Below are 13380 nucleotides of genomic sequence, written 5' to 3'. Positions count from 1 at the left end.
CGTCTGCCAAAGGCAGGAAAACCTTGCGGCCCTTGCGGTTAAGTTTAACCGCAAGGCGCGCAAAGAAATACGCAAAGTACGCTAAATTTTAAACTTTGAACATTAAACTTTAAATCTTCAATAATCGTATATTTGAATAGATTTATAAACTACAGGAATGCAATTTAAACATCCGGAAATCCTATGGGCGCTTTTTCTACTTGCCATTCCACTTATCGTTCACCTATTTCAGCTTAGGAAATACCAGAAGGAAGCCTTTACCAATGTCCGTTTCTTAAAGGAACTGAGCATCAAAACCCGTAAGAGTTCCCAATTGAAAAAGTGGTTGGTGTTACTGATGAGGATGCTTGCTTATGCGTCCATTATCATCGCTTTTGCGCAACCTTATTCTGCCAACAGGGATATTCGGCAAACGGAAAAAGAAACCGTGATCTACCTCGATAACTCTTTCAGTATGCAATTGAAGGGAAATCAAGGGGAACTGTTGCGTAGGGCGATCAACCAAATGATTGAAAACATCCCTGAAACTGACGTTTTTAGCTTTTTTACCAACGAAAAGACCTATAAAAACATTCGTATCAACGATATCAAGAACGAACTCCTGGGGCTGGAATATTCAACAAAGCAATTGTCGTTGAAAGAGGTCTTTTTAAAAGGAGAACAACTTTTTTCTGATGCTGATGCGCTTGAGAACTTTATCTTTATCTCCGATTTTCAGCAAAGAAATGCAGAAGACATCCCCCAAAGGGAAACAGCTCCCGTTTTTGTGCAATTACGTCCGACTTCAACGTCAAATATTTCGGTTGACAGTGTTTTTATTGCTGAAAAGAGTGCGGATACCTACGAAATTGAGGTGCTCACCTCCAAAAATGACGCTACGGAGAATGTCCCTATGGCTTTGTACAACGGGGATCAATTAATAGCTAAAACCTCGGTTACTTTTAACGAAAACCAAGGAAGTGCTACTTTTTCCGTTCCGGCGACTGAAGCCGTCAAAGGACGTGTTGTTATTGAGGATAACGGACTCCAATATGACAACGAGTTCTTTTTCTCCATCAATAAACAGGAAAAAGTCAACGTGCTTTCCATCAACGATGCTGATGACAATTTCCTAAAAAAGATCTATACGGAAGACGAATTCAACTATTCCTCCTCCCCTTCCAACGCCATTGATTACAACAGTATTTCAGATCAAAATTTAATTGTCCTCAACGAACTGAAAAGTATTCCAAATGCATTGATCACCACTTTAAAGAGTGCTGTTTCAGAAGGAATTAGTATTTGTATTGTCACTTCAAAAGAAAACAATTTAAATACTTATAATCAATTACTTACAAATTTATCAAATCTCACATTTACTTCCGCCAACGAAACAGAAAAACAAGTCACTGGAATCGCTTTTAACCACCCTCTATTCAACAAAGTTTTTGAAAGCGAAGTATCCAATTTTCAATATCCAAAAACACAGTTTTCATATTCGTTTTCCGGTCAGACAAATCATGTCATTTCCTATGCGGATAACAGTCCGTTTTTAGTAGAAAAGAACAATGTGTACATCTTTTCCTCCCCTTTAAACAAATCAGTGTCCAATTTCCAGAATTCCCCTTTGATCGTTCCTGTGTTTTACAATATGGCCAAGCAGAGTCTAGCGCTTCCAAGTCCGTATTTTACTATCGGAAAGGAAAACATTTTTGATGTAAAAACGACTTTGGGCAACGACGAGATCATAAACATTAGAAATGCAGAAGCCTCTTTTATCCCCCTTCAGCAAAATTATGGAAAACATGTAAGAGTCACTACAAGCGAAGCTCCCGATAAAGCCGGTATTTATACAATAGACAACGGTGGACAAGCATTAAAAGACCTGAGCTATAACTACAACCGAAATGAAAGCCTGTTGAATTACCTCGATTTGAGCGCTGTCTCGTCCGAAAAAACATTCAATAGCACCTTTGAGGCACTTAAAAACATAAAAAGTGAAAACAATGTCAACGAGCTTTGGAAATGGTTTGCTATTTTTGCATTGGTGTTTTTATGCATCGAACTGCTCATCTTAAAATATTTTAAATGAATATCCTTCTAAAGTCAGCTAAAATAATTGCTCCCAATAGTGAGTTTCACCAAAAAACCAAAGACATTCTTATTGAAAATGGCGTTATCAGTAAAATTGCAGCGAATATTGAGCCTTCGAAAAAGGTAAAGACCATAACACTTGATAACCTGTACGTGTCTGAAGGTTGGTTTGACAGCAGTGTGAGTTTTGGAGAACCGGGTTATGAGGAGAGAGAGACTATAGAAAACGGACTTAAAACCGCGGCGCTAAGCGGATTTACAGCCGTAGCCGTCAACCCCAACACCAATCCCATCGCCGACACCAATGCCGATATTTCATTTTTAAAGTCAAAAGCCTCGGGGCATGCCACTTCACTTTACCCGATTGGAGCGCTCACCTTAAAAAGTAAAAGTGTTGACCTAGCAGAGCTTTATGATATGAAAAATGCCGGAGCGGTGGCTTTTGGTGACTATCAAAAACAAATTGACAATCCGAATCTAGTTAAAATTGCAATGCAGTACGCCCAGAATTTTAACGGACTTGTGCTTTCTTTTCCGCAGGAGGACAAGATTTCGGGAAAAGGAATCGTCAATGAAGAAATTACAGCTACCAAACTCGGATTAAAAGGAATTCCCGCACTTGCGGAAGAACTCAATATCACCCGCGACCTCTATATTTTGGAGTACACGGGAGGTAAATTGCACATCCCGACCATTACCACGGAAAAATCGGTTGCTATCATTAAAGAAGCGAAGAAAAAAGGACTGGACGTAAGTTGTAGTGTAGCTGTTCACAACCTTGTACTGACAGACGAGCTGCTTTCAGAATTCGATACTAATTATAAGCTACTTCCTCCCCTACGCACTAAAAAAGATACAAAAGCCCTGTTGAAAGGCCTGAAAGACGGTATCATTGATTTTGTGACCAGTGACCACAACCCTATCGATATCGAGCACAAAAAAATGGAGTTTGATCATGCCATGTACGGAAGTATTGGCTTGGAAAGTGCCTTTGGGGCGCTCAACAAAGTTTTACCACTGGAAACGGCTATAAACACCCTTACAGCCGGAAAATTGAGGTTCGGGATTGCTTCCGAAGGCATTAAAGTTGGAGAAAAAGCAGACCTGACACTATTCAATCCGGAAACGGAATATGTTTTTACTGAAGAACACGTCATATCCACCTCAAAAAACAGTGCTTTTCTCGGTAAAAAGCTAAAAGGGAAAAGCTACGGAATCATCGCCAATAACAAAATAGAACTAAAATGACCCTGGAAAAGAAAGGAAAAACACATGCCATTGTCGCATACATTACCATTTTTGGCTTGATCATCGCTATGATTCTGAACATGGAAAAGCAAAACCCTTTTGCCACTTTTCATATCAGACAGGCATTTGGAATTAACCTCTTATTTTATGTTATTGGTTATTTTATTATAAGTAATTTTGATTCCTTGATGATTTCAACAGCCTTTTGGATCTTTATTGCCATCCTTTGGTTTTACGGATTTATAGGTGCGCTACAAGAAAAATACAACAAAGTACCTTTGTTGGGTGAATACTTCCAGAAATGGTTCACTTTTATCAAATAACAACCTCCAAAAGCAACAAACATTGCAAACAAAAACACTTTCACTTCATCATATTATAAAGGAACCGGAAAACAAACAGGAAAAACCGAAAGCCCTCTTTATGTTTCACGGTTATGGGAGTAACGAAGATGATCTTTTTTCTTTTGCAGGGGAATTGCCCGGCGAACTTTTCATTATTTCCGTTAGAGCACCATACGACCTGATGCCTTTTGGATATGCCTGGTATGCCATACATTTTGATGCTGAAGACGGGAAGTGGAGTGACGACGAACAAGCTATTGAATCACGGGAAAAAATAGCCGCATTTATAGATGAAGCATGTAAAGCCTATGATCTGGATGAAAGAAATGTGACCTTACTCGGTTTTAGTCAGGGAACTATCCTTAGCTGTGCCGTGGCACTCTCCTACCCTGAAAAAGTAAAAAATGTGATTGCCCTTAGCGGTTATATCAATCAGGATGTTTTAAAAGAAGGCTATCAAAATAACGATTTGTCTAAACTTCATTTTTATTGCTCCCACGGATCGGTCGATCAGGTTATTCCGGTGGATTGGGCCCGTAAAACAGCACCTTTACTCAAATCTTTGGAAGTAGACCATATCTATGAAGAATTCCCAGTAGGTCATGGTGTAGCGCCGCAGAATTTCTTTTCACTTAAGAATTGGCTTGTTGATAGGGTTTAGTTGTTGGTTGTTGGTTGTTGGTTGTTTGAGTGAAATTAGTGTTTTTCATTTTAGGTATTAAATAAGAATAAAACCAAAAAAACGGCTCCTCCCTTGTGATGAAGAGGGCGGAGCGTTAAGAAACAGTCCACCGGACTGTTTTAGCGAACGAGCCAGATGGCGCATGGGGAAATAGATTCAGTTTTGCGATAGCGAAACTGAAGACGGAGGGTTTTGAAATCCCAAACCATAGGAAGAAAACAGATATTTGGAGATTAACCATAAGCCTGCGTTTGTCAAAAACTCTTTCTCGTATTTCGTATTTCTAATCTCATAACTCCCAACTTCATTAGGACAACAAAAGAATAATAACTAATTTAAAGCCATAAAAAAATCTTCTATGTGGCGTTATATTAGTATCGTTCTCATCTTTTTAATGGGGCTAAATGATGTTTTTGGGCAAAATAAAAGACTTCGTGATTATGGAATTGAGATCGGGGTATTAAAACCGGGCGAACACAACGCCATAACTGATGTGAACAATGTCAAAGTTGGACAGGTCACCCTAATTGAAGGTGATAGCATCCGAACCGGGGTTACGGCTATTCTTCCCTACTCTGGGAATATTTTTCAGCAAAAAGTGCCCGCAGCCATGTATATCGGTAACGGCTTTGGGAAATTAACCGGCTACAGTCAGGTTAAGGAATTGGGAAATCTGGAAACCCCTATCATCCTCACCAACACATTAAGTGTGCCTACAGCGAGTAATGCCCTGATAAGTTACACCCTTTCCCTACCGGAAAATAAAGATGTCAAGTCTGTCAATCCCATTGTAGGGGAAACCAACGACGGTTATTTGAACGATATCCGCGGAAGACATATCAAAGAAGAACATGTACTAAGTGCCATACAAAATGCAAAAAGCGGCACTGTAGAAGAAGGTAACGTAGGTGCCGGAACAGGAACGGTTTGTTTTGGATATAAAGGTGGTATTGGTACTTCTTCCAGAGTATTACCCAAGGCGTGGGGAGGCTATACCATAGGTGTTTTGGTGCAAACCAATTTTGGAGGTGTCCTGGAAATTAACGGAGTCCCCGTAGCAAAAGATCTTAAAAGATATCCTAATAAGTATATTGAAGAAGCCGATGGCTCTTGCATGATCGTTGTCCTAACCGATGCACCTCTCGATGCCAGGAATCTGGAACGCCTTGCCAAAAGAGCGATGTTGGGATTGGCAAAAACGGGAGGTATTGCTTCCAATAGTAGTGGTGATTATATTATTGCGGTGTCCAATGCAGAAGAAAATCTGGTAGATTATCAGAGTGATTCTAAGTTCCATAAACAAACGATATTGGAAAATGATGCCATGACCCCTCTTTTTATGGCTACTATAGAAGCTACCGAAGAAGCTATATTAAACTCCCTTTTTGCCGCAAAAACCATGACGGGAAGGAATTCGCATACCGTAGAAGAGTTGCCAAAAGATACCATCATTGAACTATTAAAAAAGTACAATCGGATTAAAAATTGATCTAACCATTCTAAAAAAAATTGCATGAATACACTCTTTAAGAAATTTATAGTAGATCGGGTACGTCGCAAATACCGAAAAGCATCAAAAGAAGACATAAAAACCCAGAAAAGCTTTAAAAGACAGGTCCGGGACCTTGAAGTAGAAATTACTCATGAGATCAACGATGTAATTTACTTGATTATTGGTGTTATGGCGGCTGCATTCGGATTAAAGGGCTTCCTTTTGCCCAGCTCATTCATTGACGGAGGAGTGACCGGTATTTCATTGATCGTCAGGGAACTCACCAACATTCCCCTTTCGGTATTGATATTTGTCCTCAACCTCCCTTTTGTTATTTTGGCCTATATCGCCATAAGTAAACACTTTGCCATCAACAGTATCATTGGGATCTTTTTATTAGCGTTGGTCGTACATTTTATTCCTTTTCCTGTGATTACAACCGACCAGATCCTGATTGCTGCTTTTGGCGGTTTTTTCCTCGGATTGGGAATCGGGATGGCTATCCGTGGCGGGGCTATTATCGACGGAACGGAGGTCTTGGCCATATACATCAGCAGAAAATCCAGTCTCACGGTCGGGAACATCATCCTCATTTTCAATATCATTATTTTTACAACAGCTGCCTATATTTTTTCTATGGAAATCGCCCTGTATGCTATCCTTACTTATTTTTCGGCTTCCAAAACAGTAGATTTTGTCATAGATGGTATTGAAGAATATATAGGTGTGACCATTGTTTCTGATAAAAGTGACGAGATACGAAGAGCCATTATCGGGAATATGGGACGAGGGTGCACGCTTTTAAAAGGAAAAAGAGGATTTGCCCCCGAAGGTTCTCCTTTAAGGGATGTGGATGTGGTTTATGCTGTAATAACCCGTCTGGAGATGGCCGATTTTAAAACCGAGATCGACAAGATCGATAAAAGCGCTTTTATCATTATGAATTCGGTAAAAGACACCAAGGGCGGGATGATTAAGAAGAAACCTTTAAGTAAGATTTAGGTTTAACAATAGCTTTCAATTTGAGTTATAAATGTGATAGCGCGGAAATATTTTCCTTGCAAAGCACACGGATTGCAAGCCTGTCTGCCAAACTTGCCTGACGGCAGTCAAGTAGGTAGATCCGCAATATCTTATGATTTGAGATTGAAAACAATAATCACTTTGCCTCCTTTTTCTCCTGATGTAAAGACACCCATACCCCTACGCCTAATGAAGCTCCTATAACTGACAATGATAGCCATTCTGGTATTTCCACATGATGGGATAGGATCATTTTTACCCCTACGAAACTCAGTATCACAACCAAACTGTATTTCAGGTAACCAAAACGTTCCAGCATATTAGCCAAAAAGAAATACATGGATCGGAGTCCGAGTATCGCCATGATGTTGGAACTAAACACAATAAACGAATTGGACGTAATGGCTAAAATTGCCGGAATACTATCCAAAGCAAAGAGAATATCGGTAAACTCGATGATGATCAGCGTTATAAACAAAGGGGTAGCTACCAACAAATGCTTTTTCCTTACAAAAAAATGTTCGCTGTCGGTCTGTGTTGTTACTGGAACAAATTTCCGAACCAGTTTATAAATGAATGTCTTTTTTGGGTCGTATTCATCATCCTCCTTTTCAAGAGCCATTTTAATAGCTGTGTAAATAAGAAACGCTCCAAAGATATAAATCACCCAATCAAATTTTTTGATCAGGAACACGCCTAATAAAATCATCAACGCCCTGAAGACAATGGCGCCGAGTATCCCCCAAAACAAAACCCGGTGCTGGTAGATTTTTGGGATTTTAAACGAAGTGAATATAACGGCAATCACAAAAATATTGTCAATACTCAGCGATAGCTCGATCAAATACCCTGTGATGTACTTCATCAAGGCTTTCCACGGTGTTAAATGATCGGTATTGGGAATCCAATCGTGTTTGAAGATGAAATAGATCGTTATAGAAAAAAGCAAAGCCAGACTTACCCAAATACAGGTCCACACTGTGGCTTCTTTATTGGTGATTTCATGTGGGTTCTTATTAAAAACCCCCAGATCTATGGCTAGAAAAATAACAATAAGTGAAATAAAAACAATCCAAACTACCATGCTAACTACGCGTGTATAACAAATGATCGAGCAAAGTGAAATTAACGCTCAAATCATCTTTTAATTCATATCTAAGTAAAAGTTCGCCCCAATATTTCCCATCGGAAAAATCAGCGATGATCCATTTTTGGTTCATCACCTTTATTTTATTGATCTTCATCGGAGCTCCGGACATGCCATCGTAAGGCACCAAAGGGTTGTTCCCCTTACTTTCATTTGTTTCAAGTAATTTATCGGATATATAACGGGAAGGGTTCTCTAATTCCAAATGATCGTAATATGCCAATGCGTCATCGTTGTTCTCTAACGAAAAATATTGTAGATCGAGATTGTTGAGGATAAGTGCTTGTACAGAATCCTTCAATGTTTCATTTTCCTCTTTCAGATTCTCCATTTTAACCGTTTCAGAATCAAAATATTTCTTCGAACTCACATATTGGTATATGATATACAAAGCTGCAAAGAGAAATAGATACATAAAAATGTTACGTCTCATATCAATGGGGTTGTTTTAAATTTCAATTTTTAAATTATCATAGGCAATAAAAACACCTTCCGGTAATTCCTTTTGTACCACTTCATGAAAGCCCAGCTTCGGACTAATATGCGTAAAATAAGCTTGTTTTGGTTGCACTTGGTCTATAAATTCCAAAGCTTCCTCCACATTAAAATGTGAATGGTGTTTTTTCTTTCTGAGGGCATTGACGACCAAAACCTCCACGCCTTTCAGTTTTTCGACCTCTTCATCTTCTATCATCTTCACATCCGTTAAATAGGCAAATTTATCAAATCTATATCCAAAAACCTGCAATCTGTTGTGAAAAGCATTAATAGGAATGACATCCAGATTCCCCAAAGTAATGGGCACATTGTTTTCCACTACATTTGCTTTAACCGCCGGGGCTCCCGGATAACGGTCTTTATCGGCAAAAATATAATCAAATTTTATTTGGAGATTATCCAAAACCCTTTGGTGTGCATAAATGGGAACATCACCCTGCCGGAAGAAAAATGGCCTGATGTCGTCCAATCCCATGATATGATCGGCATGTTCATGGGTAAACAAAATGCCGTCAATGCGTTTTACATCATTGCTCAACATCTGTTGCCTAAAATCAGGGCCACAATCAATAACATAACAATAATCACCCCACTCTACCATCACAGAAACCCGCAAACGCTTGTCTTTCGGGTCTGTACTTTTGCTAACGGGATCATCACTACCTATAATGGGGATTCCTTGAGAAGTTCCGGTACCGAGAAACGTAATCTTCAAAACTGTATTTTTTCCAAATTTATCATTTATATTCTGAACTTGTTTAAACTTTTTGGATTGAAGCAAAAATTTAACCCCTGCGCCAGCTGGCTCGTTCGCTAAAATAACCCAAAGGTTATTTTTATACGCTACGCCCTACGCTCAATTGGAGACTTTTTTGCTCCCGAAAGCTTTCGGGAATATAGCAAAGCTAAGGAAAGAAAACCTGCCTGCCGACAGGAAAAACTGGACCGAACGTTAAGAAAACACCCCGTGGCTGATTAAGCAGGTTCAAAAGAGCAATTTTTTTAACCAATTGGTAAAAGTTTAAACGAGTTCTGCAAATAGCTTCACGAAACTTTTTTAACTTTGTCACAAATCAGGGCTGCTATGACATTAATTTTAAAAGGCGATAAAAATTTTGAGAATATTCCTTCTCTAAAATCCAAGGCGTTACGAATTAATCTGAATGAAGATATTTACGGAACCTTTGCCGAAATTGGAGCAGGACAAGAAACAGTAAGGCATTTCTTTAGAGCCGGTGGCGCCTCCGGAACCATTGCAAAAGCGATGAGTGCCTATGACAAGAACTTTAGTGATTCCATTTACGGTGTTGAAGACGACAGTCGTTATGTAACCGAAGCCCGTTTAAAAAAAATGCTGTCGCACGAAATGCGATTGATGGAAGAACGTATTCCGAGAGACGAAAATCCCAATAAAATATTCTTTTCTTACGCAAATACGGTAGCTACTATCGATTTTGCCAAAAAATTTAAAGGCCACGGATGGCTGGGGATTCGTTTTCAATTGGATCCAAAAGAAGATTATAACGAGATCATTCTGCATATCCGTTTCAAACAAAACGAAGCCCGACTGCAACAAGAAACCTTGGGAATTGTGGGGGTTAACCTTATTTACGGGGCGTTTTACAAACATCACAAACCCAAAAAACTATTAAGATACCTCTACGATCATATCGATAAGGATACCATTGAAATTGATATGATCAATTTCTCAGGACCTCGTTTTGAAGATGTAGACAACCGCTTGATGAGCTTACAGCTGGTTAGAAACGGAATGACCGAAGCTGTGATGTTTGGCCCGGATGGCAACAATATTCTTCCTGCGGCCATTCTGTATAAAAAGAACATTCTCGCACTTCGGGGTAGTTTTAGACCGGTAACGCTCGTCAATATGGACATGTATAAAAAATCATATGATATTTTTGTACGGGAAAACAAAGTAGATGTCGACAATGCCGTTGTTGTGTTTGAAATTACACTTTCCAATCTTCGCGCTGAAGGCGAGATTGACGAAGAGGATTTTATGGACAGGGCCCGGTTGCTTTGTTCATTAGGGCAAACGGTGATGATCTCCAACTTCCAAGAATATTATAAACTGGTAGAATATTTCTCTAACTACACCAGAGAACGTATGGCGCTGACCATGGGGGTAAACAACCTGATCGATATTTTTGATGAGAAGTATTACCGTCACTTGAGTGGCGGTATTTTAGAAGCCTTCGGAAAGCTTTTCTACAAAGACCTGAAGGTCTACCTCTACCCTATGACCAATCCGGATACAGGTTTGTTAATGACGAGCAACAGTTTGAAAGTACATCCGCGTATGAAAGAGCTGTATAAGTTCTTTAAATACAACGGAAAAGTGGTTGATATCTTTGATTACGACGATAAGATCCTTCACATTTTCTCCAGGGAAGTACTCCAAAAGATAGCAGACGGAGAAGAAGGTTGGGAAGAAATGTTGCCAAAAGGTATTGCCGAGCTGATCAAAGAAAAGGAACTGTTTGATTACGAACCCGCTAAATTAGAAGAGAAAGAGAAATAATATACTCCTTAATGAAAGGGGGCAAAAAACTCTAAATTCAGATGTCATACTGAGCCTGTCGAAGTATAGTAGTTTATTGAAAATCATGAGTCTTCGACAGGCTCAGACTGACAAATCAAATCAATCAAAAACTTTTTAGACACCCGCTTTAAAAATATCCCTTGCATAAACGCATTAGAGATCAAACAGCATTTTATATCTTAGCTCAAAACTTTTTCAATGCAGGTCTTTTTAAAAAAATATGTGCTCGAGCTACAGCACACTTTTAGTATTTCAAGAGAGTCCCATGATTTTCAGGATAGTATGGTCGTTGGCTTGTCGCTAAACGGACAAACTGGTTACGGAGAGGCAACAGCAAATCCGTATTACAAGATCACCGTAACCTCGATGATGGAAGAAATTCGGGCAATAGAAACTGAAATCAATCAATTTCCATTTGACACTCCTGAACAATTTTACATTTTTCTAAAACAAAAAGGTCTGAGCAATTTTGCTATTTGCGCTTTGGATTTGGCTGCTAATGATCTCTACGGAAAACTTCAAGGTAAACCGCTATACGAAATATGGGGAACAACTACCGATAAATATCCGAAAACCAATTATACCATCGGAATAGACACTCCGCAGAAAATGACGGAGAAAATGCTTGAAAAACCCTGGCCACTCTATAAAATAAAGCTGGGAACAGAAAATGATGTTGAGATCATTAAACAACTAAGAGCACATTCCTCTTCCGTTTTTAGGATAGATGCCAACTGCGCATGGACTCCGGAACAAACCCTGGAGTATGCGCCAAAACTAAAAGAACTGGGGGTTGAATTTATTGAACAACCGCTTAAAGCGGATGATTGGGACGGATACAAGAAAATTATATCAGATAGTGCTTTGCCGATTATTGCTGACGAAAGCTGCATCGTTGAAGAAGATGTAGAAAAATGTGCCGGACATTTTACAGGAGTCAACATCAAACTGACAAAATGTGGCGGACTCACCCCTGCTCTACGGATGATAAAAAAGGCTAAAGAGCTCGATTTAAAAGTCATGGTAGGTTGTATGACCGAATCCAGTGTGGGAATATCTGCTATCGCACAATTATTACCACAATTGGATTACGTCGATATGGACGGTGCCATGCTGCTGAAAAAAGATATCGCAAAAGGTGTTGAAATATTGGAAGATGGTAAAGTTGTTTTTCCAACACTGGGAGGAACAGGTGTAACTTTGTTGTCATGATATATTTTACAGACGATTTTCCCGGAAGGACCGTAAGAACCAAAGAAGGTGAGTTTCTTTATTTTGGAGGGACTTCCTATTTAGGCCTACAACAACACCCTGAATTTCAAGAAATCCTCATCAATAATATCAAGAAATACGGGACCAACTACGGGGCTTCCCGAAAATCGAATGTGCGTCTCTCCATTTATGAAAAAGTTGAAAAACACTTGGCTCAGTTCGTAGGAAGCGAAGCTTGCTGCACTGTTTCATCAGGATATATGGCTTCCCAACTCGTTTGCCATTATTTCAGCAACAAAAAGTACACGCTTTACTATGCTCCACATACGCACACATCACTTTTACAAGCAGACTCAAGGGTTTATCAAAGTTACGATGTCTTAGAAGATGACTTGAAAGATAATCTACTCGATACCACTCCGGTTATTTTATTGGATTCGATTGATTTTCTGGGTATCAATTATCCTGATTTTTTAGCTTTACAGACTATGGATCTCACCAATGTGATTCTCGTTGTGGATGATTCCCACGGATTTGGAGTTCTGGGAACGAAAGGAGAAGGTGTTTTCCCTTCATTACAGCAATTAAATGCAAAGGAAGTTATCGTTTGTGGTTCTTTGGGAAAAGGCTTCGGATTACAGGCTGGAGCTATCCTTGGAAGTAAAAAGAGAATCGATGAACTTAACAATACTCCGTTTTTTGGAGGGGCGAGTCCGGCAACCCCGGCAAACATGGCTACATTGATCGACGCTCAGCATATCTTCAGGACACAATTGAAAAAACTAAAAGAAAACCTTCACTTTTTCAATGATCAATTAAAAAATGAGGGACTGTTTGTCCATCCGGGAACGCATCCCACCTACACTTTTTTAAATGAGAGACTGGTTGACTTCTTAGTGCAGAAAAAGATTTTGGTAACGAGTTTCAGATATCCCGATAAAGATTCAGCTGTGATGAGTCGTATCGTGATCAGTGCACATCATACCAAAAACGATTTGGAGTACTTGACGGAAAGCATAGATTCATTTTAAAACAAAGAAGCTATCTAAAAAGCTCTTGGTGAATTTGATTTGTCAGTCTGAGCTTGTCGAAGACATG

Annotated in this window: 12 protein-coding genes; 9 read left to right on the top strand and 3 right to left on the bottom strand. The window is 39.4% G+C overall.

What is annotated here, in order from left to right:
* Window positions 1-157 precede the first annotated feature (157 nt).
* From OOZ15_RS17255 to OOZ15_RS17230, 6 genes are all read left to right on the top strand, one after another.
* Complete coding sequence (locus OOZ15_RS17255; protein WP_265957691.1) at window positions 158-2071, top strand: BatA domain-containing protein; 1914 nt, start codon at window positions 158-160, stop codon at window positions 2069-2071.
* Window positions 2068-3321 (top strand): dihydroorotase, encoded by a 1254-nt coding sequence (locus OOZ15_RS17250; RefSeq protein WP_265957690.1) that lies wholly within the window; start codon window positions 2068-2070, stop codon window positions 3319-3321. The genes OOZ15_RS17255 and OOZ15_RS17250 overlap by 4 nt, the downstream gene beginning before the upstream one ends.
* Window positions 3318-3644: a hypothetical protein gene (locus OOZ15_RS17245; RefSeq protein WP_265957689.1), complete on the top strand. Its 327-nt coding sequence runs from the start codon at window positions 3318-3320 to the stop codon at window positions 3642-3644. The genes OOZ15_RS17250 and OOZ15_RS17245 overlap by 4 nt, the downstream gene beginning before the upstream one ends.
* 22 nt (window positions 3645-3666) lie before the next feature.
* On the top strand, window positions 3667-4326 hold the full coding sequence (locus tag OOZ15_RS17240; RefSeq protein ID WP_265957688.1) for an alpha/beta hydrolase: 660 nt from the start codon (window positions 3667-3669) through the stop codon (window positions 4324-4326).
* A 379-nt stretch (window positions 4327-4705) separates the two neighbouring features.
* Entirely contained in the window at window positions 4706-5836 is a 1131-nt protein-coding gene (locus OOZ15_RS17235; RefSeq protein WP_265957687.1) for a DmpA family aminopeptidase, read from the top strand.
* 24 nt (window positions 5837-5860) lie between these two features.
* A complete protein-coding gene (locus tag OOZ15_RS17230; protein ID WP_265957686.1) occupies window positions 5861-6841 on the top strand; it encodes a YitT family protein in 981 nt (326 codons plus the stop codon).
* 157 nt (window positions 6842-6998) lie between these two features.
* Here OOZ15_RS17230 and OOZ15_RS17225 read toward each other — a convergent pair whose 3' ends face one another.
* From OOZ15_RS17225 to OOZ15_RS17215, 3 genes are read right to left on the bottom strand one after another with little or no spacing between them, the layout of a single operon-like run.
* The gene (locus OOZ15_RS17225; protein WP_265957685.1) at window positions 6999-7946 is read right to left on the bottom strand and encodes a TerC family protein; all 948 of its coding nucleotides are present in this window, start codon (window positions 7944-7946) and stop codon (window positions 6999-7001) included.
* Window position 7947: 1 nt separating this feature from the next.
* The gene (locus tag OOZ15_RS17220; protein WP_265957684.1) at window positions 7948-8442 is read right to left on the bottom strand and encodes a hydrolase; all 495 of its coding nucleotides are present in this window, start codon (window positions 8440-8442) and stop codon (window positions 7948-7950) included.
* 15 nt (window positions 8443-8457) lie between these two features.
* Window positions 8458-9222 (bottom strand): MBL fold metallo-hydrolase, encoded by a 765-nt coding sequence (locus OOZ15_RS17215; RefSeq protein ID WP_265957683.1) that lies wholly within the window; start codon window positions 9220-9222, stop codon window positions 8458-8460.
* A gap of 369 nt (window positions 9223-9591) precedes the next feature.
* On the opposite strand from OOZ15_RS17215, the gene OOZ15_RS17210 reads away from it, so the two are divergent.
* The 3 genes from OOZ15_RS17210 (at window position 9592) to OOZ15_RS17200 (ending at window position 13313) form a co-directional block, all read left to right on the top strand.
* Entirely contained in the window at window positions 9592-11049 is a 1458-nt protein-coding gene (locus OOZ15_RS17210; protein ID WP_265957682.1) for a TonB-dependent receptor, read from the top strand.
* 219 nt (window positions 11050-11268) lie between these two features.
* Window positions 11269-12282 carry a dipeptide epimerase gene (locus OOZ15_RS17205; RefSeq protein WP_265957681.1) on the top strand — a complete coding sequence of 338 codons (1014 nt, stop codon included), beginning with the start codon at window positions 11269-11271 and terminating at the stop codon, window positions 12280-12282.
* Window positions 12279-13313, top strand: coding sequence for an aminotransferase class I/II-fold pyridoxal phosphate-dependent enzyme (locus OOZ15_RS17200; protein ID WP_265957680.1), 1035 nt, complete (start codon window positions 12279-12281; stop codon window positions 13311-13313). The genes OOZ15_RS17205 and OOZ15_RS17200 overlap by 4 nt, the downstream gene beginning before the upstream one ends.
* Window positions 13314-13380 lie beyond the last annotated feature (67 nt).

The organism is Galbibacter kalidii, from assembly GCF_026241135.1.
Lineage (GTDB): Bacteria > Bacteroidota > Bacteroidia > Flavobacteriales > Flavobacteriaceae > Galbibacter.
The sequence above is the reverse complement of the archived record's forward strand: the minus strand, read 5'-3'. Positions and strand labels throughout refer to the sequence as shown.